This is a genomic window from Pyruvatibacter sp. HU-CL02332, from assembly GCF_040362765.1.
In the GTDB taxonomy this organism is placed as follows: Bacteria; Pseudomonadota; Alphaproteobacteria; order CGMCC-115125; family CGMCC-115125; genus Pyruvatibacter.
This window is the reverse complement of the sequence record NZ_BAABWK010000001.1, coordinates 588,772-609,327: the sequence shown is the minus strand read 5'-3', so window position 1 is coordinate 609,327 and position 20,556 is coordinate 588,772. Positions and strand designations below refer to the sequence as shown.

19 protein-coding genes are annotated in these 20,556 nt (G+C 58.5%); 7 read left to right on the top strand and 12 right to left on the bottom strand.

The window, feature by feature from the left end:
• The first annotated feature begins 91 nt into the window (after positions 1-91).
• The 5 genes from ABXH05_RS02950 (at position 92) to ABXH05_RS02930 (ending at position 5,915) form a co-directional block, all read left to right on the top strand.
• Positions 92-2,857, top strand: coding sequence for a hybrid sensor histidine kinase/response regulator (locus tag ABXH05_RS02950; RefSeq protein WP_353559705.1), 2,766 nt, complete (start codon positions 92-94; stop codon positions 2,855-2,857).
• On the top strand, positions 2,854-3,357 hold the full coding sequence (locus ABXH05_RS02945) for a chemotaxis protein CheW (RefSeq protein ID WP_353559704.1): 504 nt from the start codon (positions 2,854-2,856) through the stop codon (positions 3,355-3,357). Before ABXH05_RS02950 ends, ABXH05_RS02945 begins: the two co-directional genes overlap by 4 nt.
• Before the next feature lie 80 nt (positions 3,358-3,437).
• Positions 3,438-3,803 (top strand): response regulator, encoded by a 366-nt coding sequence (locus ABXH05_RS02940; protein WP_353559703.1) that lies wholly within the window; start codon positions 3,438-3,440, stop codon positions 3,801-3,803.
• Between the two features lie 4 nt (positions 3,804-3,807).
• Complete coding sequence (locus ABXH05_RS02935; RefSeq protein ID WP_353559702.1) at positions 3,808-5,019, top strand: protein-glutamate methylesterase/protein-glutamine glutaminase; 1,212 nt, start codon at positions 3,808-3,810, stop codon at positions 5,017-5,019.
• Positions 5,019-5,915, top strand: coding sequence for a CheR family methyltransferase (locus ABXH05_RS02930; protein ID WP_353559701.1), 897 nt, complete (start codon positions 5,019-5,021; stop codon positions 5,913-5,915). The genes ABXH05_RS02935 and ABXH05_RS02930 overlap by 1 nt, the downstream gene beginning before the upstream one ends.
• Here the strand turns inward: ABXH05_RS02930 and ABXH05_RS02925 are convergent.
• The gene (locus tag ABXH05_RS02925) at positions 5,912-6,334 is read right to left on the bottom strand and encodes a DUF1801 domain-containing protein (RefSeq protein ID WP_353559700.1); all 423 of its coding nucleotides are present in this window, start codon (positions 6,332-6,334) and stop codon (positions 5,912-5,914) included. The two genes, ABXH05_RS02930 and ABXH05_RS02925, sit on opposite strands and share 4 nt — an antisense overlap.
• 89 nt (positions 6,335-6,423) lie before the next feature.
• Positions 6,424-7,131: a response regulator transcription factor CtrA gene (gene ctrA, locus ABXH05_RS02920; RefSeq protein WP_043949698.1), complete on the bottom strand. Its 708-nt coding sequence runs from the start codon at positions 7,129-7,131 to the stop codon at positions 6,424-6,426.
• A gap of 384 nt (positions 7,132-7,515) precedes the next feature.
• Here ctrA and fliI point away from each other — a divergent pair, with 384 nt between their 5' ends.
• On the top strand, positions 7,516-8,883 hold the full coding sequence (fliI, locus tag ABXH05_RS02915; protein ID WP_353559699.1) for a flagellar protein export ATPase FliI: 1,368 nt from the start codon (positions 7,516-7,518) through the stop codon (positions 8,881-8,883).
• 18 nt (positions 8,884-8,901) lie between these two features.
• Complete coding sequence (gene fliJ / locus ABXH05_RS02910; protein WP_348138116.1) at positions 8,902-9,327, top strand: flagellar export protein FliJ; 426 nt, start codon at positions 8,902-8,904, stop codon at positions 9,325-9,327.
• A gap of 76 nt (positions 9,328-9,403) precedes the next feature.
• Here fliJ and ABXH05_RS02905 read toward each other — a convergent pair whose 3' ends face one another.
• The 10 genes from ABXH05_RS02905 to fliF form a co-directional block, all read right to left on the bottom strand.
• The gene (locus ABXH05_RS02905) at positions 9,404-9,730 is read right to left on the bottom strand and encodes a hypothetical protein (RefSeq protein WP_348138118.1); all 327 of its coding nucleotides are present in this window, start codon (positions 9,728-9,730) and stop codon (positions 9,404-9,406) included.
• Positions 9,731-9,932: 202 nt separating this feature from the next.
• Positions 9,933-10,763 carry a nucleotide-binding protein gene (locus ABXH05_RS02900; RefSeq protein ID WP_353559698.1) on the bottom strand — a complete coding sequence of 277 codons (831 nt, stop codon included), beginning with the start codon at positions 10,761-10,763 and terminating at the stop codon, positions 9,933-9,935.
• Positions 10,760-11,926 carry a flagellar biosynthesis protein FlhF gene (locus tag ABXH05_RS02895; protein ID WP_353559697.1) on the bottom strand — a complete coding sequence of 389 codons (1,167 nt, stop codon included), beginning with the start codon at positions 11,924-11,926 and terminating at the stop codon, positions 10,760-10,762. The genes ABXH05_RS02900 and ABXH05_RS02895 overlap by 4 nt, the downstream gene beginning before the upstream one ends.
• 17 nt (positions 11,927-11,943) lie before the next feature.
• A complete protein-coding gene (flhA, locus tag ABXH05_RS02890; protein WP_353559696.1) occupies positions 11,944-14,079 on the bottom strand; it encodes a flagellar biosynthesis protein FlhA in 2,136 nt (711 codons plus the stop codon).
• 43 nt (positions 14,080-14,122) lie between these two features.
• On the bottom strand, positions 14,123-15,496 hold the full coding sequence (gene flbD, locus ABXH05_RS02885; protein ID WP_353559695.1) for a sigma-54-dependent transcriptional regulator FlbD: 1,374 nt from the start codon (positions 15,494-15,496) through the stop codon (positions 14,123-14,125).
• Positions 15,497-15,508: 12 nt separating this feature from the next.
• Positions 15,509-16,282, bottom strand: coding sequence for a motility protein A (locus ABXH05_RS02880; protein WP_353559694.1), 774 nt, complete (start codon positions 16,280-16,282; stop codon positions 15,509-15,511).
• A gap of 28 nt (positions 16,283-16,310) precedes the next feature.
• Positions 16,311-16,724 carry a flagellar motor switch protein FliN gene (gene fliN, locus ABXH05_RS02875; protein WP_353559693.1) on the bottom strand — a complete coding sequence of 138 codons (414 nt, stop codon included), beginning with the start codon at positions 16,722-16,724 and terminating at the stop codon, positions 16,311-16,313.
• Positions 16,725-16,781: 57 nt separating this feature from the next.
• Positions 16,782-17,477, bottom strand: coding sequence for a FliH/SctL family protein (locus ABXH05_RS02870; protein WP_353559692.1), 696 nt, complete (start codon positions 17,475-17,477; stop codon positions 16,782-16,784).
• 36 nt (positions 17,478-17,513) lie between these two features.
• On the bottom strand, positions 17,514-18,542 hold the full coding sequence (gene fliG / locus ABXH05_RS02865) for a flagellar motor switch protein FliG (RefSeq protein WP_043949688.1): 1,029 nt from the start codon (positions 18,540-18,542) through the stop codon (positions 17,514-17,516).
• A gap of 33 nt (positions 18,543-18,575) precedes the next feature.
• Positions 18,576-20,315: a flagellar basal-body MS-ring/collar protein FliF gene (gene fliF / locus ABXH05_RS02860; protein ID WP_353559691.1), complete on the bottom strand. Its 1,740-nt coding sequence runs from the start codon at positions 20,313-20,315 to the stop codon at positions 18,576-18,578.
• Between the last annotated feature and the right edge of the window lie 241 nt (positions 20,316-20,556).

The following is a 20,556-nucleotide window of genomic DNA, read 5'->3' as shown; positions in this document are numbered from 1 at the left end:
ACCTGTTTTTAATGTTTCCCGCTAACACTCCGAAACTATCAGGCGCTATCCCGTTTAGGGGACGCGCCCAGTTTTTCCGGGGTGGGGAACCATGGACGACCTTCTACGCGAGTTTCTGACAGAAACTTTTGAGAGCCTTGATGTTGTGGACGTCGAACTTGTGAAGTTCGAACAGGATCCCAATAACGAGGCCATTCTGTCGAACATCTTCCGCTTGGTGCACACGATCAAGGGCACTTGCGGATTTCTGGGACTGCCGCGCCTGGAAGCACTGGCACACGCTGCTGAAACACTGATGGGCAAATATCGTGACGGCGCTGAAGTAACCGGCGACGGCGTGACCATCATTCTTCATACGCTTGACCGGATTAAAGAGATCCTCGGCGAACTCGAAGCCAATGAGACTGAACCGGCTGGTGATGACTCAGACCTGATCTCGCAGCTTGAAGCCTTCTCGATTGCAGCTGAAGCCGGTGGTGAGCCTGCTGCAGAAGCTGCCGCTGAAGAAGAAGCCCCTATTGAGGTCAAGGAACTTGAGCGCGAACTGAAGCCCGGCGAAGTGTCTCTTGATGAACTTGAGCGCGCTTTCCAGGAAGCGGAAGGTCCAGAAGATGCAGCAGCTGCTGCTCCTGAGGCTGAAGCTGAAGACGCGGCTGTGGAAGCACCGGTCGAAGACGCGAAACCTGCTGCAGCAGCTCCGGCGAAACCGGCAGCTGCCAAGCCCGTTGCTGCCAAGGCGGCACCAAAGGCTGAAGAGGCAACAGCACGGGAGTCTTCCGTTGCCAACCAGTCCATCCGCGTGAATGTGGACACGCTGGAAAACCTCATGACCATGGTGTCTGAGCTTGTGCTGTCTCGGAACCAGCTTCTTGAGATGGTTCGCCGTCTTGATGATTCAGAATTCAAGGTACCTCTGCAGCGTCTGTCCAATGTGACAGCCGAGCTGCAGGAAGCCGTGATGAAAACGCGGATGCAGCCGATCGGCAATGCCTGGCAGAAGCTGCCGCGTATCATTCGCGATCTGTCCAACGAGCTTGGGAAGAAGATCGAGCTCAACATGGAAGGTGCGGACACGGAACTGGACCGTCAGGTTCTTGACCTGATCAAGGATCCGCTGACGCATATGGTCCGCAACTCTGCTGACCACGGACTGGAAATGCCGGATGCCCGTCTTGCGGCTGGCAAGTCGGAAACCGGCAAGGTCACCCTGCGCGCCTATCATGAAGGCGGACACATCATTATTCAGATTGAAGATGATGGGCATGGCCTCAATACGGATCGTATTCGCGAGAAGGTCATTGAGAACGGCATTGCCACGGCAGCCGAGCTTGAAGAGAAGACCGAAGCGCAGATCCACAAATACATCTTTGCAGCCGGGTTCTCTACAGCTGCCGCTGTGACGAACGTATCCGGCCGTGGCGTGGGCATGGATGTGGTGCGCACCAACATTGAGCTGATCGGCGGTAATGTTGATCTGGTATCGGTGTCTGGCAAGGGCACGACATTCACAATCAAGATCCCACTGACACTGGCAATTGTGTCGTCCCTGATTGTTGAATCAGGCGCACAGCGCTTTGCCATTCCGCAGCTTGCCGTTGTCGAGCTTGTGCGTGCCAAGGCTGACTCCGAGGCGCGGATTGAGAAGATCAACGACACGCCTGTTCTGCGTTTGCGCAGTAATTTGCTGCCGCTGGTCTATCTTGATGAACTGTTGCTGCTCAACAAGAACCGCAAGCCGGACGAAGACGGCAATGTACCGCTGCCAACAGCAGAGCGTAGCGAAAGCTTCGTGATTGTGGCCCAGGTCGGCCCGGCACAGTTCGGTATTGTTGTGGATACGGTCTTCGACACCGAGGAAATTGTTGTGAAGCCGTCAGCTTCCATGCTGCGGGACATCAACATGTTCTCCGGCAACACTATCCTGGGTGACGGCAGTGTCATCATGATCATCGATCCAAACGGCATCGCGCAGTGCGTCAGCCGAGAGGTGGCTGCTCAGCTGGAAGATGGTCCGGAACTGGATGGTCATCTGTTGGATAACGAAAATACCTCACTTCTCATCTTCCGTGCAGGTGGTGGCGAGCCCAAGGCAGTGCCGCTGTCTCTTGTGACGCGCCTCGAGGAAGTCGTCGTTGACGAGATTGAGATGTCTGACCACAAACCGGTGGTTCAGTATCGCGGCAAACTGATGCCGCTGCAGAAAGTGTCATCGGATCAGGAAATGGTGACAGAGGGTCGTCAGCCGATCCTGGTGTTCACCGATGACGGCCGCTCGATGGGCCTTGTGGTTGACGAAATCGTTGACGTTATCGAAGCGCCGCTCGATATGGACATTACGTCCGAAACGCCGGGCATGCTCGGCAGCGCGATTGTGCGTGACAAGGCGACCGAGATTATTGATGTCGGCCACTTCCTGACACTGGCATTCGAGGACTGGTTTGCGCGCGCTGACGGTGATCGTTCAGATGAGCCAACGTCCAAGCGGGTGCTGCTCGTGGATGACAGCCCGTTCTTCCGCAACATGCTGGCACCATTGCTGAATGCTGCCGGGTATCGGGTCACAACAGCTGCTGACCCCCATGATGCTTTCCAGCTGCGTGATGCAGGTGCTCGCTTCGATATCATTGTCAGCGACATTGAGATGCCTGGCATGGATGGCTTCGACTTCGCTGAAGCCGTGAAGAACGATGCTGCGTGGGGCACCACACCAATTGTTGCCATGTCGTCGCGTACCTCGCGTGAAGATATTCAGCGCGGACACGATGTCGGGTTCTCGGACTATGTGGCGAAGACAGATCGCGATGGGCTCATTGATGTCCTGCGTGAAACACTTCAGAACGAAGGAGCAGTGGCATGAGTGCGGAAGATAACAACGGTCTGATCGATCGCGCCGACAGCCTTATCCATCTTGATGGAAATCTTGTGGAGTACATCACCGTGTTTGTCGGTGAGCAGCTCTTCGGTATTCCCGTGACAGTGGTGCAGGACGTATTTGAAGTGCAGTCTCTGACACGCGTGCCTTTGTCCGTGCCGGAAGTCCGTGGCGTCCTCAATCTGCGTGGTCGTATCGTCACGGCGATTGATATGCGCATCCGGCTTGGTCTGCCGACCAATGAGGAAGGCGCGTCCCGGATGGCTGTCGGCATTGAAGAAGGCGGAGAAGCCTTCGGACTTATGGTCGATAGCGTAGGCGAAGTATTAAGCCTTCAGGCACAGGATGTAGAACGCAGCCCGGCAAATCTTGACCCTCGCTGGCAGCAGGTTTCCAGCGGTGTTCACCGCCTGGAAAACGATCTGATGGTGGTGCTGGACGTGTCGAAGGCTCTGGAACTGCAAAGCGCATCTGTCGCGGCCTAAGGGCCCGGCGGAGCTAACGAATCTCATTATTCATCCGCAGCTGCATTGCTGTGGTGATCAAGCAGAAGGCCTGAAACTCCATGAAGACGTGTCTCGTTGTGGACGATAGCCGTGTGATCCGAAAAGTCGCGCGCCGTATTCTTGAAGAAATGAACTTCAACATTGAAGAAGCCGCTGATGGGTCTGCTGCGCTTGATGCGTGCGATACCAAGATGCCGGATGCCATCCTTCTGGACTGGAACATGCCGGTCATGAACGGTTTGGATTTTCTGCTCGCTCTTCGCAAGCGCGATGGCGGTGATGCACCTGTTGTTGTTTTCTGCTCGACGGAAAATGACATGCAGCACATCAGTGAAGCGATCAACGCGGGTGCCAATGAGTACATCATGAAGCCGTTCGATCGCGATATCGTACAGGCGAAGTTTGCTGAAGCAGGTCTGGTCTAGCTTCATGGATCAGTCGACAACCATATCTCGCAATCCGTCTACCGCTTCTGCGGCCAGGACAAGCACAGGCACGGGGGCAGTCACATCTGGCTCCGCAGAAAATGCTGTTCGGGTCATGGTTGTTGATGACAGTGCCGTCATTCGTGGGCTTGTGAAGCGCTGGATTGAAGAAACGGACGGTCTTGAAGTGGCCGGATCGTGTTCCAATGGCAAGCAGGCCGTGGACCAGGTCGGCAAGGTAAAGCCGCATGTTGTGGTCCTCGATATCGAGATGCCGGAAATGGATGGGCTTGAGGCTCTGCCCGGCATTCTTGCGGGGTCACCAGGTACCAAGGTGATCATGGCGTCGACACTGACGCTTCGGAATGCAGATATTTCGGTCAAGGCGCTGTCTTTGGGGGCAACGGATTATGTTCCCAAGCCTGATAGCGCTCGTGGCATTGCCGGGTCTGAAGAGTTTCGCCGTGAACTGCTGACCAAGGCAAAAGCTCTTGGTAGGACGGCGCAGCGGATGATGGGGCCGGGTGCCGGTGCTGGCAGCTCTGCCAAGACAGCAACACCGACTGCAACGCGTTCGGCTGCTTTGTTGGGACCTACACCAGACAAGATTGAAGTGCGCAAGGCGTCCAGTGTGCCGCCCCGCATTCTTGCTATCGGCTCATCAACGGGTGGCCCTCAGGCGCTGTTTGATGTGTTTGAGAAAATCGGTCCGGCGATCAGCTCTGTACCTGTTGTCATTACGCAGCATATGCCGCCATCTTTCACCAAAATCCTTGCTGAGAAGCTGGGGAGGCTTTCGGGTCTTCCGGCTAAGGAAGGCGAAGATGGAGAGCGCTTGCAGGCAGGCCACATCTATGTGGCCCCTGGCGACTATCACATGCGGTTGTGCAAGGACGGGCCCGGTGTGGCGATCAAGCTTGATCAGGAACCACCTGTACATTTCTGTCGGCCCGCTGTGGACCCGATGTTTGAAAGTGTGTCCAAGCTGTTTGGCCCCGCCACCCTGGGTGTGGTGCTGACGGGTATGGGCCATGACGGCCGTGACGGAGGCCGCATCATTGCGGACGCTGGCGGCACGATCTACGCACAAGATGAAGCAACAAGTGTTGTCTGGGGCATGCCGGGAGCCTGCGCAGCAGCGGGTATCTGCGCTGCTGTTTATCCTTTGGACCAGATTAGTTCGGCGATCTCTCGCCAGTTTGCCGGGAGGCGATAATGACACCCGAAGAATTCGAGTTTCTATCTGATCTGGTGCGTAAGCGGTCCGGTCTGGTTCTGTCCAGCGACAAGACCTATCTGCTTGAAAGCCGCCTGACTCCGATTGCCCGCAAGGCTGAACTGGGGGGAATCCCGGAACTGGTCAAGGCACTGCGCGCGGATGCCAATGGAAGCCTCGCGGCTGACGTAACTGAAGCGATGACGACGAATGAGTCATTCTTCTTTCGCGACAAAACGCCGTTTGATCTCTTCACCAATACGGTTCTGCCGCACATGCTGGCTAACCGGCCGCAGCGCAAGGTCCGTATCTGGAGTGCTGCTGCCTCGACAGGGCAGGAGATCTATTCGCTTGCCATGCTGATCAATGATTGCGCGGCTGCAAGGGGCTGGAACTTCGAACTTCTTGGCACGGATTTGTCACGCGAAGTTCTGGAACGCGCACGTGAGGGCATGTACACGCAGTTTGAAGTTCAGCGCGGTCTGCCGATCCAATTGTTGATGAAATATTTCAAGCAGATTGGTGAAAGCTGGCAGATCGATACAAAGATCCGCAGCATGGCGACTTTCAAGGAAAACAACCTGCTGGAGCCGCTGACAGCGCTTGGCAAGTTTGACATCATTTTCTGTCGCAATGTGCTGATCTACTTCGATCAGCCCACCAAGAAAATGGTGCTGGAACGGATGGCTGACATGCTGCCGGAAGACGGGTGTGTCCTGCTTGGTGCTGCCGAAACTGTTGTTGGTATCACTGATGCTTTCAAGCCGGTGCCGGGATCTCGCGGGCTCTACGCTCGCAATCCTGAGGTGTACACGGCCAAAGCTGGGTCACCTGCCGCAACTCCTGCTGCACCTGCTCGTCAGCCGCTTTCTGCAGGGCTAAGCAAAACCGCTTAAGCGGTCTTGTACTTTGTGCGCATGAGAGCGACGTCCTGGGTGATCATTTCTTCCAGGACATCCAGATCAATGTCGTCAAGCTTGTTGATGTATAGACAGCTTACGGATGTGCGGTGCTTGCCGAGCTTGGCGAGTAGCTTCTGCTTGTCGGAAAATCCGGCCATCAGATAGACCGTCATCGCGCTTTTGCGGGGGCTGAAGCCCGTCACCATCCAATCGCCTTCGCGTCCTGACTCATAGACATAGTGGTATTTGCCATAGCCGATGATGGAGGGGCCCCACATGACCGGGCGCTTGCCGGTCACGCGGCGCATGATCTGCATCAGCACTTTCGCTTCGGTACGCCGTCGCTCTGACTCCACGGTCTTTATGAACGCCGTGACGCTTTGCTTGGTGGGCTTGGTTTTCAGCTCGGCCATGAAAGGCAGGCTAGGGGACATATCAGCAAAGAAAAAGGGCGCCTGCTTGAAGCAGGCGCCCTTTTGGTGTGTCCCGAAGTGAGGAGGTGTTAGGCGGTTGCGGCTTCCGCGACTTCTTCCTCGACTGGATCGCGCAGAACGTAGCCACGGCCCCAGACTGTTTCGATGTAGTGCTCGCCACCCGTTGCGGCTGCGAGTTTCTTGCGCAGCTTGCAGATGAACACGTCGATGATCTTGAGTTCCGGCTCGTCCATTCCGCCATAAAGGTGGTTGAGGAACATTTCCTTGGTCAGGGTCGTCCCCTTGCGGAGCGAGAGCAGCTCCAGCATCTGGTATTCCTTGCCGGTCAGGTGAACGCGCTGGTTTTCAACTTCAACGGTCTTGGTGTCGAGGTTGACGGTCAGGCGACCCGTACGAATGACGGACTGGCTGTGACCCTTGGAGCGACGCACCACAGCGTGGATGCGGGCAACCAGCTCGTCCTTGTGGAACGGCTTGGTCATGTAGTCGTCGGCGCCGAAGCCCAGGCCGCGAACCTTGTTCTCGATGCCGGCCATGCCGGAGAGAATGAGGATCGGTGTGCCGATCTTGCCAAGGCGAAGCGTCTTCAACACTTCATAGCCCGACATGTCCGGCAGGTTCAGGTCCAGCAGAATGATGTCGTAATCATAGAGCTTGCCGAGGTCGATGCCCTCTTCGCCCAGATCTGTGGTGTAGATGTTAAAGCCTTCCGACTTGAGCATCAGTTCGATGCTCTGGGCCGTTGCGCTGTCGTCTTCGATGAGAAGAACCCGCATGTCCTTGCTCCCCCTTCAAGCGGCGTCGGCCCTATGACGTTGGGCCTGCTGTGCCATATCGGATCGGAAAATCAGGTGATTCGCCGATACCCCAGTTAATCCCTGTATGGACGTTAAGATCAAATGGTTAACAAAGCTTAACGGCGTCAGCTTTTTTTAATGCCCATTGCCAAAGCCTTTCAGTGATGCCCGGAATTCCGTGTGTTTTGGGTCATCTTGGCGCAACACTTTTTCTTATCGGGCCATTTGAACAGCGAATTTGGAAATTTTACGTAACTGGTTGATAGGGTTTACCAGCCCTTAATCGGCTTGGCGGCACACTTGCTCATCACCGGTTTGCTTTTTCCTCTTGGAAGGCACCGGTCAAAGAGTTTGTGAGACCCTATGAAGCCGCTTCTTGCTGAAATCGAGCGTCTGTCGCCTGTTGAACAGTATGGCACTGTGGCCGCTGTGCGTGGGTTGATGGTGGAGCTTGAAGGCCCGCTGACATCGCTCAGCCTTGGCAGCCGTGTGGTTGTGCCTGGCGCCCGTGATGTGGCCGTGCCCTGCGAGGTTGTGGGTTTCCGCGAAAATCGTGCTCTGGCGATGCCGTTTGCCGCCATTGAAGGCCTGCGGATGGGCGCGCCTGCAAAGTTTGAATCAGCTGAACCGATTATGCACCCATCACCGGCCTGGCTTGGTCGTGTGGTGAATGCCATGGGCGAGCCAATTGATGGCAAAGGCCCTATTGCGCAGGGCGGTGTGCCCTACGCGCTCAAGGGAACGCCGCTGCCGGCACATGATCGTGCACGGGTGGGTGAGCGGATTGATCTGGGTGTACGCGCCCTCAACGCCTTTGCAACCACATGCCGTGGCCAGCGCATGGGCATTTTTGCGGGCTCCGGCGTTGGTAAGTCCGTGCTGCTGTCGATGCTGGCGCGCTATTCGTCTGCTGATGTGTCCGTGATTGGGCTTATCGGGGAACGTGGCCGCGAAGTTCAGGAATTCATTGAAGATGATCTGGGTGAGGAAGGTCTCGCCCGCAGCGTTGTTGTGGTTGCAACGTCAGATGAAAGCGCCTTGATGCGCCGTCAGGCAGCCTACCTCACCATGACGCTTTCAGAATATTTCCGGGATCACGGGCTTGATGCCCTGTGCCTGATGGACAGCCTGACGCGGTTTGCCACAGCGCAACGTGAGATTGGTCTGTCTGGTGGAGAGCCACCCACGACGCGGGGTTATACACCAACCGTGTTCTCAGAACTGCCGCGCCTGCTTGAACGCGCAGGTCCTGGCCGTGTTGGCTCAGGGTCCATTACCGGGCTCTTTACGGTGCTGGTTGAAGGCGATGACCACAATGAGCCGGTGGCGGATGCCGTGCGGTCCATTCTGGATGGTCATATCGTCATGGAGCGCGCCATTGCCGAGCGGGGGCGCTACCCGGCGATCAATGTTCTCAAGTCGGTGTCGCGGACCATGCCGCATTGCCAGTCTGAAGAAGAATTTGCGCTTGTGCGCCGTGCGCGGGAGCTGATGTCTGCGCATACGGACATGGAAGAGCTCATTCGCATCGGTGCTTATCGCCGTGGGGCTGACCCGCTGGTGGACGAGGCCATTCGGTTGATGCCGGACTTTGACGCGTTCCTGTCTCAGCGCAAGGGCGAAGCCACGCCGCTGGCGGATGGCTTTGGGATGCTCGATGGAATTTTGAACACCGCTCAGCCGCCAGAGGTAGCTGACGTTGAGATGGAAGACGGTCATGCAGGGCAGTAAGCACTTGGGGGAAGTGACATGAAGTCCCGTACATCATTGATCCGCGTGCAGCGGTTTCAGGTAGAGGAAATCCAGCGGCGCGTGGCCGATCTGGAGCAGATGCTTGATGACTTCCGCCGTGAGGAGGAAGAACTCGAAAAGCGTGTGCGCTACGAGCAGAAGAAGGCCGGTATTTCGGACGAGGCGCATTATGCCTATCCGACTTACGCCAAATACGCGTCCATGCGCCGGGATAATCTGGCGCAGTCCATCAGTGAGCTGTCGCGCCAGGTGGATGCGGAACGCGAAAAGCTGACGGAAGCGTTTGAAGACCTCAAGAAGGTTGAGCTTGTGGATGAGAGTGCGCGTAGCCGGGCCAAGGCTGAAACCCGCCGCCGGGAGCAGGCTGACCTCGACGAGATAGCCATCAACATGCATGGGCGTGGTGCTGCTGAAATCGGCTAGCGCTCAAAGCGTCTTACAAATGAAAAAGGCCGCTGCGTCAGTGCAGCGGCCTTTTTGTTTGTTCTAGGTGCTGATCCTATCCGCGGATCAGGATCTTCTTGAGTATGTAGATCACCGTGATGACGACCAGGTAACCGACATAGAGCAGCAGCACATACTTCCACCATTCCAGATCTGCGAGAGGCGGCAGTTTAAGTTCCGCTCCCCGAATGACCGGCAGAGCGGTATCAACAACAAGATGAACAAGTGTAGCTACAAAGCTGATAACCAGAATGCGAGAGTACTGGCGCAGCACGAATGCTGCGAGCACACCGATGATAATCCCCTGAATCGCATTTACCTGATTGAAGCCAGCGGCAAAGAAGTCCAGCACGGGCTGGACCAACTGCAAAGCGTCTTCCATTAAAGAACCCCCCCTTTAGGTTCATGTCCTCCGACGTTCCCATCACCATGGCCCGGTTCTTTATCAAGCGTGTGACCGGGCTCACGAATGATGTCGAAAGACTACGCGTATCGAGAGGGTTTGCACAGACGGTGTGGCCGGTGTGCCACAAAAGCAGTTACCGCGGACGAAAACCGACAGAAAACAGGCGTTTGTGCGGGCGCTATTTGGCTGAGCCTGCGCGGATGCCGTCAGCCATCTTGGCGATTGCTGCACCGGCTTTGGCATTCGGGCTACGTGTCAGCAGGGGCGTTTGATGTCGAACTGCATCGCGGACGGCTGTATCGCGCGGTACGATTCCCGCCAGGGGCGGCGTGATCCCGAGGAAGTTTCCACAGGCCCGTGACAGGGCTTCATAGGTTTTGCGGCCGGCTTCAATTGTCTCCGCCATGTTGACGACAATCCGAATGTCGGCGGCAGTGCCGTCGTCGCGCGGTGTCATTGAGGCGACCTTGATGAAGGCATAGGCGTCTGTGATTGAGGTCGGCTCATCGGTAACCACCACAAGGGTTGGTCCTTCGATGGATGCAAACATGGTGACGGCGGGATCAACGCCCGCGGCCAGATCAACAATCACACGATCATAGTGAGCGGCAATCAATGTCAGACCCTGACGCAGGCGGGCAAGCTCGGTGCGGGCCAGTGCACCCAGATTGCCGGATCCAGAACTACCCGCGATGACATCAAAGGCGCCACGCGCCGACGCGCTGTCGTCGCTGCTGACACGAATGGTGGCGTCTTCAAATGCGGTTGTGCCGGCGACGACGCTTGCAAGGTCGTGTTCGGGCATAATGCCCAGCTGCACGTCCACATTGGCGAGGCCCAGGTCGCAGTCCACAAGCAAAGTGCGCTCACCGGCAAAGGCAAGGCTGTGCGCCAGTGTGGTGGAGACCATGGTCTTGCCGACGCCGCCCTTGCCGGACGCGACGGTGATGATGGTCTGACTACGGCGGGCTTTTTCAGGTGCCGCTGTGGTGGAGGGTTGCGTACTCATGCGGATGTGGGCTCCGTGCTGCCGGTGGGAGATACACCGGCGAGGGGGGTGACTGAAGCGGAGGCGCGGCGCGGCAGCACTGCCGGCTGCGGCGCGCTGGTGGTGGATTTTGTGAGGGTCATGTGAGCGAGGCGTGAAGGCGTTGCTGCCACAAGGCCACCAGCCAGATAGGGCTTGATGCCAAATTCCGCGACGGCGAGGCGGGCAGTCGCAAGGGCGGCCATCACGCCGCCAAGTCGCTTGGTGGCATCCGTGCGGCTGATGATGACGCGGCGGCAGCCGAGCTGCGCAAAGAACTGTGCTGCTTCCGCCATGTCTTCGATGTCGCCGCCGGCGGCAATGACGCCGATGGGTTCCACCGTGCTGTTTGCATCAGTGCCGCGGCAGGCCTGAACGAGGCGGGCTGTGTGATCCAGCTCTGCACGGTCATGCAGATTGGTGGCAGGCGTGTCGATGATGCAGGGGCGGTTGCGACCGAGTTCAGCGCGGGTGTCGAGCATCAAGGCAAGTTCATCCGCTCCGCGTACTTCGGCAACGTCCTGATTGAGCACGTCGGCATAGGCTTTTGACTGGGCAAGGGCACCTGAGCGCACGGCGTCCGCCGTAATGATGTCCACCTGCTGACCGGCAAGGACCGCGCGGGCTGCCAGCTTGGCGGCTGTTACGGTTTTGCCAGCACCCGGCGCACCGATAAGCATGATGGAGCCGGGCAGCTGTTCGCCGATGGGCTGGAAATCAAGCGCGATACCAAAGCTGTGGGCAAGAGCGGCCTGGGCATCGTCATTTTCGTGCGCTGAAGCAGCCTGAAGCAGGCGGTCCGCCAGAGCTTCTGGCACGCGATGGTCATTCAGAACGGTTGAGAGGTCAGTGGACGTCAGACCCAGAGTCGCAGTGGTATCTGTGTTCAGGGCTGCCGCTTGTGATGCTTTTGCTTCACCGCGCAGGCGGGCCTTGAGACGCATTTCAAGCTGATTGCGCACGGGGCTGACGGTTTCAGGTTCGGTGTCGCGGGTATCACCGCGCCGTTCATTGACGGCTGTGACTTCCACGCCGCCAGTTTCCAGTTCTTCGCTGGAGACGATGATGGCGGTTTCGCCCAGCTCGTCACGGACGCGGGCCATGGCCTCGCGCATGCTGGGGGCTTTAAATCGACGAAGACGCATACTCTACCAGGCCCGCCTTAAATCTGGGCCAGCGTCTTGAGACGCGCCTGGGGATGAACTTCTGCCTGACTCATGACGACAGTCTGTGGCCTTACACGTTCGACAACGGACCGCACATAGGGGCGGTTGCCGGGGCTGACGAGAAGCACGGGAACATCGCCGGATGCAGCGGCCTGATCGAAGGCCATGCGCAGGGACTGGATGAAGTTCTGAAGATCGCTCGGCGGCATGGCCAGCTGCTTGTCTTCGCCATTGCCGATAAGAGAATTTGCAAACGCGTCTTCCCATTCCGGTGACAGGGCGATCAGCGGCAGGTAGCCGGCATAGCTTTGATTGGTGTGGCAGATCTGACGCGCAAGGCGGGTGCGCACATGCTCGACGATCTGGGTCACGCTCTGGGTATGGCTTGAAGCCTCGCCAATGGATTCCAGAATGGTCGGCAGATCGCGGATGGAAACACGCTCGGTCAACAGCTGCTGCAGGACGCGCTGGATGGTGGTGACGGAAACGCGATCCGGCACAAGGTCTTCCACCAGTTTCTGATTGTCGCCGCCGATGTCGTCCAGCAGCTTTTGTACTTCGCCGTAGGACAGAAGCTCGGCCATGTTGGCCTTGATGATTTCGGTGATGTGCGTGGTGAGCACGGTTGCCGGGTCCACGACAGTGAGACCGCGGAAGGATGCTTCTTCGCGCTGGGTATGATCGATCCAAGTGGCGGGCAGGCCGAAGGTCGGCTCGGTTGTGTGCTCGCCGGGCAGGTCCACGGGGCCACCCTGGGGGTCCATAACCATGAGACGATCGGGATAGAGAATGCCAGCACCGGCTTCCACTTCCTTGACGCGCATGACGTAGGACGTTGAATCCAGCTGCATGTTGTCGAGGATGCGCAGGGACGGCATGACGAAGCCCATATCCTGAGCCACCTGACGGCGCAGGGCTTTGACCTGTTCGGTCAGGGAATGGCCTTCGCCATCGCCTTCCAGCATGGGCAGCAGACCAAAACCAAGCTCAAGGCGAAGCTCATCCATTGCGAGTGCTGTGGAGATCGGCTCTTCAACAGGCGCGGCCTGTTCCTGTGCGGCGGCTTCGGCGACGGCTGCTTCCTCGTCGGCGATTTTCTTTTCAGCCCCCTTGGTGAGGAACCAGGCGGCGGCGCCACTTATCCCCGCCAGCAGCAGGAACGGCACCATGGGGATGCCAGGCAGAAGAGACATGACGACCATGACGCCGGATGACATGCCCAGCGCCTGGGGATAGCCGGAAAGCTGGCCAAAAAGCGCTTCGTCTGCAGCACCGTCCACCCCGGCCTTGGACACCAGAAGACCGGCAGCCATGGATACGATGAGGGCGGGGATCTGGCTGACCAGACCATCGCCTACTGTCAGAAGCGTATAGGTGGCGGAGGCGTCCGCAAATGACATGTCCATCTGGGCGACACCGACGATGACACCGGCAATAACGTTGATGAAGGTGATCAGCAGACCGGCGATGGCGTCGCCACGCACAAATTTGGAGGCACCGTCCATGGAGCCGTAAAACGCGCTTTCGGACTCAAGCTCCGAGCGGCGGCGGCGAGCTGTGTCTTCGTCGATCATGCCGGCGGACAGATCAGCGTCGATGGCCATCTGCTTGCCGGGCATGGCGTCCAAGGAGAAACGGGCAGCGACTTCAGCGATACGGCCGGAGCCTTTGGTGATCACCACGAAGTTCACGATGACCAGGATGGCGAAAACGATGATGCCGATGACGAAGTTGCCCTGCATCACGAAGTTGCCGAAAGCCTCGATCACAGCACCGGCAGCGTGGGTGCCTTCATGGCCCTGAGAGAGGATCAGCCTTGTGGATGCCAGATTGAGCGCAAGGCGCAGCATGGTGGCTATCAGAAGCACGGTCGGGAAGGACGAAAATTCAAGCGGCTTCTTGATGAAGAGGGCCGTCATCATGACCAGCACCGAGAAGGTGATGGAGATGGCGAGGGCAAAGTCCAGCATCCAGCTGGGCATCGGCAGGATGAGGACCACAATGATGGTCAACACGCCGGCAGCAAGTGCCAGCTCGGAGCGCGCGCCAATGGCATTGCCAATGCCGCCCAGGGTCAGGCCTCCAAAGAGGCCTCCGCCTGCCGGTGGTGTTGTTGGTGCTGCGTCTGACATTGCGCGTATGCGTTCCGGATACTTTAGGCGTTACTTGAAAGGACTAACCGGCGATCCGGGCTTCGCCCGGGGCTGCGACCGATACACCCTGCTGGGTGTAGAGGTTGAGCTTGTTGCGCAGGGTGCGAATGGAGATGCCCAGAATGTTGGCGGCGTGCGTCCGGTTGCCCAGACAATGATCCAGCGTGTTGAGAATCAGGTCGCGTTCCATGTCGGCAACAGTCATGCCCACAAGGTTGCGGCTGACAGTCTCGGCCACTTGAGCAGCGCGTGATGCGGGATCGCTGGACGAAACGGCGACCGTCTGATCAATGCGGGAACCGTCCGGCAGGCGGATGGCGTCCACGTCAATCTCATCGCCATTGGCCAGAAGCACGGCGCGGTGGAGCGTGTTTTCCAGCTCACGAACGTTGCCGGCCCAGTGCTGGCGAACCAGGTGCGATTTGGCACTGTCTGACAGCGGGCGTGCAGGCACGCCATTGGCGTCTGCGTAGCGCTTCACGAAGTGCTCTGACAGTTCCATGATGTCTGCAGGGCGTTCGCGCAGAGCGGGGATCAACAGGGTCACCACGTTGAGGCGGTAGAGAAGGTCTTCGCGGAAAGTGCCGTTGCGGACTTCTGTTGCAAGGTCTCGGTTGGATGTGGCGAGGATGCGGATGTTGACCTTGACGGGCTTGTTGCCGCCGACACGGTCGATCTCGCGTTCCTGAATGGCACGCAGAAGCTTGGCCTGCAGGCGCACATCCATTTCGGAGATCTCGTCGAGCAGCAAAGTACCGCCTTCAGCTTCTTCGAACTTGCCGATGCGGCGGGAGACGGCGCCGGTGAAGGCACCTTTCTCATGGCCGAAGAGTTCTGACTCGAGCAGGTTCTCAGGAATGGCCGCACAGTTGACGGAGATGAATGGTTTGTCCTTGCGTGCCGAGTGGCGGTGGACATAGCGCGCCATGATTTCCTTACCCACACCGCTTTCACCGGTGATGAGGACTGAGGCATCAGACGGGGCGATCTGGTCCGCAAGGCGGATGACATCCGCCATGATGTCGTCCTTGTAGATCAGGGCGTGTGTGTCGTCGGCGACAGCTTCCAGCACCGCGGCAATGAGCTTGGCGTCCGGCGGCAGGGGCACATATTCCTTGGCACCGGCGCGGATGGCGTTGACGGCGGCGCGGGCGTCTGAGCCCAGGCCGCAGGCCACGATCGGCAGGGCGATGCGCTCTGCCTGCAACTGTGCTGCCAGCCAGCCAATGTCGTTGGAGACTTCCACCATCAACAGGTCAGCACCCTGACCGGCACGCAGGGCGTCCATGGCGAGTTCGCCGTTGTCGACCTGGGCAACTTTGGCACCTGTCTCCATCGCCATCTTTGTGGCGGTGGTGAGCTGGCCGTTGAGGCTACCTACAATAAGCAAACGCATGGGGTTGGCTCCTTAACGCGAATACTGGACGCGGTCTGCTTCGGGAAGCAGGGCGTTGAGTGTGTGTTCGACCTGGCGAGGATGGTCCTTGCGGCCGATGGCGGCTGCACCGGCGGCGTAGATCGCGAGCATGTCGCGTTCATCGCCTGAGATGCGATCAAGTTTGGCGGCAAGCGGGGAGAGCACCATGGTGCCCAGGACCGCGCCGTAGAATGTGGTGAGCAGGGCCACGGCCATGGCGGGGCCGATGGCTGCGGGGTCGTTCAGCTGGCCGAGCATCTGAACAAGGCCAACCAATGTGCCGATGAGGCCCATGGCGGGTGCAATGTCTGCGGCACGGCGCAGGACTTCGGCGCTTTCGGTACGGCGCTGTGCTGTTGCAAGACGTTCGTCTTCAAGCATGCGCTCGACGTCGGCGACTTCAATGCCGTCAACCAGCATGGCAAGGGCGCGTGACAGGAAAGGATCGTTACGAAGCTTGGGGAGCAGGCGCTCAACGCCCAGGAGGCCGTCCTTGCGGGTACGCTCGGCAATCTTCAGCATCCGGTCAGCTGCGCCCTTGCGGTTGAACCGCGGGGTGGCGATGGCAGACCAGGTCTCGCGGATCGCCATGATGACCTCGAGAGGAGAGAACGAGATCATGGTGACGGCCAGAGTGCCGCCAAAGACGATGAGAGCCGCACGCACATCAAGGAACGCTGACCCGTTGCCTTCAAGGGTCAGGGCAGCCGCCAGCAAGGCAAAGCTTGCGATCAGGGCGATGATGGCTGTGAGTGATGAGCGCATGATGGTGTTTTTCCGTTGCTGCGTCGCCTTACGCAGCGTTTCCGCCCTTGATGATTTCCGTCATGGTGACGCCGAGACGCTCGTCCACGACCACGACTTCGCCACGGGCGACGAGACGGTTGTTGACGTAGATATCGATGGCCTCACCGACCTTGCGGTCCAGTTCCACGACCGCGCCGCGGCCGAGCTTGAGAAGCTGGCTGACTTCCATGTGGGTCTTGCCCAGCACGGCAGAGACATGCACGGGCACGTCGAACACAGCTTCAAGGTCAGCGGCAAAGCGTTCTTCGCCGTCGCCAGGCTGTGCGGTTTCGTCTGTACCTTCGGCGCCTTCAGCCGGAACGGGAAGTTCTGCGTCCGGGTTTGCAAACCCAGCGTTTGGACCTGCGTCCGCGCCTGCATTTGACAAATCATCGAGCGGCATTTCGGTTTCGTCACTCATGGTCTTCTCCTCAACTCTGTCCGCTTTGGGCTTTCCAATGCCCGCGCGGAGCAGGGGTTATTGCTGCTTGCCCAGAAGGGCGAAAAAGTCTGTCTGTCCGGACTGGTCGGCACCGGGTGCTGACAGGTAGGTGCGGACAATCTGTTCAATGTTTGCGTCAAGGGCTGGTGTGTCGCGGGTGATCGCGCCACTGGCCCATTCAATGCGAACGTCGCCGGGGGCAATATCTTCGTTTGTGCGCACGACAAGCTGGCCGTCAAAGCCGTGTTCAGTTGTCATTTCGCTGATGCGTGGTCCGAGAAGTTCCTCTTCGCCGTCAGCCACATAGATGACGACGCGGGCTTCGTTGCGCAGCAGGGCAAAGGAGTTCTCGATAACAGCTTCAATCTCAGCGGTGGGTGCGCTTTCCATCAGGGCCGGCATCAGCTTGCGGGCAATGGTGAGAGCGATTTCAGCTGCTTCTTCGCGCAGGCTTCCGCGCTCTGTGTGCAGATTTTCAAGCAGGACGCCAAGGCGTTCAGCAACCTGCTGGGAGCCGGCCGCTATCTGGCGGGAGATGTTCGCTTCTTCACTGGCGCGCGCAGCATCCTCACCGGCGGCAAAGGCCTCTGCCCGAATGGCGTTGACTTCTTCTTCGGACCACTTGGTCTTCTTGCGTTCTGCGCGTGGCTGCACGACGGCGCCCTTGGACAGTTCGCGATCGAACTCGAACCGGGACGTTTCCTGCAGGGTGATGATGGCTGGGTTGCTCATGAGGTCTGGTGCTCTCTATGTCCGTTCGAAGCCGGACTAATAGATGAGCTCGTCCTCCGAATTGCCGTCCGCCATCATGATCTCGCCCTTGTTGGCGAGGTCCTTGGCGATGTTGACCATCATCATCTGCGCTTCGTCCACGTCCTTGAGGCGGACAGGGCCCATCATGTCCATGTCTTCGCGCAGCATCTTGGCGGCGCGTTCGGTCATGTTGGAGAGGAAGAGATCGCGCAGGGTATCGGAAGAGCCCTTGAGACCCAGAGCCAGCTTGTCTTTTTCGACAGCGCGCAGAAGTGTTTGCACGGAACCCGGGTCGAGCTTGGCCAGATCTTCGAATGTGAACATGAGGGCCTTGATGCGTTCCGCCGCGTCGCGGTTGCGCTCTTCAAGGGACGTCATGAAGCGGTTTTCGGTCTGGCGATCGAAGTTGTTGAAGATCTCCGCCATGGTCTCGTGGCTGTCGCGCCGGTTGGTGCGGGCAAGGTTGGACATGAATTCCTGACGCAGGGTCTGTTCGACCTTGTCCAGAATGTCCTTCTGTACGCTTTCCATACGCAGCATGCGGTTGACGACTTCCATGGAGAAGTCCTCGGGCAGGGCACCCAGCACGTTGGCGGCATGGTCAGCGCGAATTTTCGAGAGCACGACGGCAACTGTCTGCGGGTATTCGTTCTTGAGGTAATTGGCCAGAACGACTTCGTTCACATTGCCCAGCTTGTCCCACATGGTGCGACCGGCAGGACCACGGATCTCGTCCATGACAAGGCTGACGCGTTCGTCAGGCAGGAAACGTGAGAGCAGGCGCTCTGTTGAATCAAAGGTACCAACCAGGGCGCCGGTAGATGACATGCCGGAAACGAATTCGAGCAACAGCTTTTCAACGAGTTCCGCATCAACCGTGCCCAGATTGGACATGGCCATGGAGAGTTCGCGGATTTCATCGTCGTCGAACATTTCCCAGAGCTGCGCGCCATGCTCTTCGCCCAGGGCGAGCAGCATGATGGCGGCTTTCTCGCCACCGGTCAGCTTGTTGATGTCCATCTTTGGTTTTGCTTGAGCGACCATGATGTCGACTTTCAGACCTTGTTGGCGCGTGAACTATGCGGTTTCGTGGAGCCAGCCGCGCAGGATTGTCAGCGACTCTTCGGGATGGTTTTGAACGATCTCGCCAACCTTGCGGACGGAGCTTTCGCGCACCTGTCCTTCAATCTGGGCGATGTCGATCATCGAACCTGTGTTGTCTTCCAGCATCATTGCGGCCTGCTGCTCCGGCGTGGGGGCAGCAAGCGCAATGGGTGTGCCGTCGGGGGCGGTGATGACTTCCTGACCGTCTGCCTGGGCCTGTGCCAGTATCTGCTGCATGTCGGGGCTGGGAAGCTGCGGCGCGTTGCTTGGGGCACCGCCGGTGATTGCAGCCTGGCCACCTTGCTGGACGCCAGGTGTGGTCAGCTTGTTGATGAGCGGACGAGCCACCAGGAAGACGCCAAGTAGCGTGACGACCACAAGAGCACCAAGTTCAGCAAGACGCATGACGTCGAGGCTGCTCATGATGCTGTCCATGAAGCCAAGTTCAGCAGCGTCGTCTGCAAGAAGTTCTGTAGCGGTGTCGTTGATCGGCAGATTGACCACTTCGACACTGTCGCCGCGAGCGGCATCAAAGCCGATGGAAGAGCGCACAAGACGCCCAATCATTTCCAGCTCTTCAGGTGAGCGGGCGGTGTATGTCTGCGTGCCGTCTTCGGCTGCCTCATATGCGCCATCCACGAGCACGGCAACGGACAGGCGCTTGACGCTGCCAGCCTCGATCACTTCCGTCGTGGTGGTGCGAGAGATTTCGTAGTTGACCGTTTCTTCAACGCGGGCGTTGCTTTCATTCGACGTTGCGTCGTCAGCACCGCCGCCCTGGCCGATAGCGTCCGGCAGGTCATTGCCCACTGTCACGCCAGCCTGGCCGTCGCGTTCTGTTGCAGAAGAAGATTCTTCGACCGTCTGGGTTGACCGGACAACCTGACCTTCTGGGTCAAATGTCTCTGAGTTGCGGGTGATGCGGTTGAAGTCCAGCTCGGCTGCGACCTGAATGCGTGCGCGGTTGGTGCCGACGACGCTGGTGACAATGTCAGCGACCTGACGGCGCAGGCGTGTTTCATATTCGCGCTGGCGTTCGTCCATGGAGGAAGACCCCAGCGACGTGCCGTCGGCCCCGCCGGCGATCATGTTGCCGGTTTCATCAATGATGGAGACGTTGGCGGCATTGAGGCCTTCAACTGCAGAGGCCACAAGGAACTGAATGCCCTTGGCCTGACTGCGACCAAGGCCGCCACGGGCCTTGATGACGATGGAGGCGGTTGGTTCCTGACGTTCGCGGCTGAAGAGTTCGCGTTCGGGCATGACGAGATGCACGCGGGCAGCCTGAACAGTGTCGAGGGCGCGCACGGTGCGGGCGAGTTCGCCTTCCAGAGCGCGCAGATGGTTCATGTTCTGCACGAAGCTGGTGGTGCCCAGCGCAGATGTGTCGTCAAAGATTTCGTAGCCAACAGAACCGCCGGACGGCAGGCCCGCTTCGGCCATGCTCATGCGCAGGCGCAGGGCTTCTGTCTTGGGAACCATAATGGTGGTGCCGTCGCCCTTAAGCTCGTACGGCACGCTCATGGCCTCGAGCTTGGCAACGATTTCAGCACTGTCGCTCACCGGCAGGCCGCTATAGAGCAGCGCCATGGTGGGTTGCGACACACGCATCATGATGACGGCAAAAAAGGCAACGAGGGCGATGGTGACAGCGCCCAGTGCGATAAGCCGAGAGGGGCCAAGCCCCTTTAGGAAGTCAAATGTGCCGTTCACGGCGCACCCCCGGAGTGTGGTCGGGATTGCGCGATACTCCGGCTCATCCTGGGCCTAGTGGATCATCGCGCCGGATAAAAGGGCCGGTCCACGATCGCCCACCTATGTCCTTGGTGGTTTTGTCCGTGTCCGGTGTAATCCAGCTAGGCAAGATTTACCCGGCACCACTAAACAACGTCTTAACGTCGGCAGATAACTCGGCAAAATTTGCCGATTGGTCGAAACAATTTGAAGGCTTAAC

Bases quoted from the DNA above. Each gene is read 5' to 3' on its own strand.
- ABXH05_RS02945 (WP_353559704.1), top strand. From the start codon at position 2,854: ATGAGTGCGGAAGATAACAACGGTCTGATCGATCGCGCCGACAGCCTT.
- fliG (WP_043949688.1), bottom strand. From the start codon at position 18,542: ATGGTCGCTCAAGCAAAACCAAAGATGGACATCAACAAGCTGACCGGT.
- fliN (WP_353559693.1), bottom strand. From the start codon at position 16,724: ATGAGTGACGAAACCGAAATGCCGCTCGATGATTTGTCAAATGCAGGC.
- ctrA (WP_043949698.1), bottom strand. From the start codon at position 7,131: ATGCGGGTTCTTCTCATCGAAGACGACAGCGCAACGGCCCAGAGCATC.
- ABXH05_RS02870 (WP_353559692.1), bottom strand. From the start codon at position 17,477: ATGAGCAACCCAGCCATCATCACCCTGCAGGAAACGTCCCGGTTCGAG.
- flhA (WP_353559696.1), bottom strand. From the start codon at position 14,079: ATGTCAGACGCAGCACCAACAACACCACCGGCAGGCGGAGGCCTCTTT.
- ABXH05_RS02930 (WP_353559701.1), top strand. From the start codon at position 5,019: ATGACACCCGAAGAATTCGAGTTTCTATCTGATCTGGTGCGTAAGCGG.
- fliI (WP_353559699.1), top strand. From the start codon at position 7,516: ATGAAGCCGCTTCTTGCTGAAATCGAGCGTCTGTCGCCTGTTGAACAG.
- ABXH05_RS02950 (WP_353559705.1), top strand. From the start codon at position 92: ATGGACGACCTTCTACGCGAGTTTCTGACAGAAACTTTTGAGAGCCTT.
- ABXH05_RS02925 (WP_353559700.1), bottom strand. From the start codon at position 6,334: ATGGCCGAGCTGAAAACCAAGCCCACCAAGCAAAGCGTCACGGCGTTC.
- ABXH05_RS02940 (WP_353559703.1), top strand. From the start codon at position 3,438: ATGAAGACGTGTCTCGTTGTGGACGATAGCCGTGTGATCCGAAAAGTC.
- flbD (WP_353559695.1), bottom strand. From the start codon at position 15,496: ATGCGTTTGCTTATTGTAGGTAGCCTCAACGGCCAGCTCACCACCGCC.
- fliJ (WP_348138116.1), top strand. From the start codon at position 8,902: ATGAAGTCCCGTACATCATTGATCCGCGTGCAGCGGTTTCAGGTAGAG.
- ABXH05_RS02905 (WP_348138118.1), bottom strand. From the start codon at position 9,730: ATGGAAGACGCTTTGCAGTTGGTCCAGCCCGTGCTGGACTTCTTTGCC.
- ABXH05_RS02900 (WP_353559698.1), bottom strand. From the start codon at position 10,763: ATGAGTACGCAACCCTCCACCACAGCGGCACCTGAAAAAGCCCGCCGT.
- ABXH05_RS02880 (WP_353559694.1), bottom strand. From the start codon at position 16,282: ATGCGCTCATCACTCACAGCCATCATCGCCCTGATCGCAAGCTTTGCC.
- ABXH05_RS02935 (WP_353559702.1), top strand. From the start codon at position 3,808: ATGGATCAGTCGACAACCATATCTCGCAATCCGTCTACCGCTTCTGCG.
- ABXH05_RS02895 (WP_353559697.1), bottom strand. From the start codon at position 11,926: ATGCGTCTTCGTCGATTTAAAGCCCCCAGCATGCGCGAGGCCATGGCC.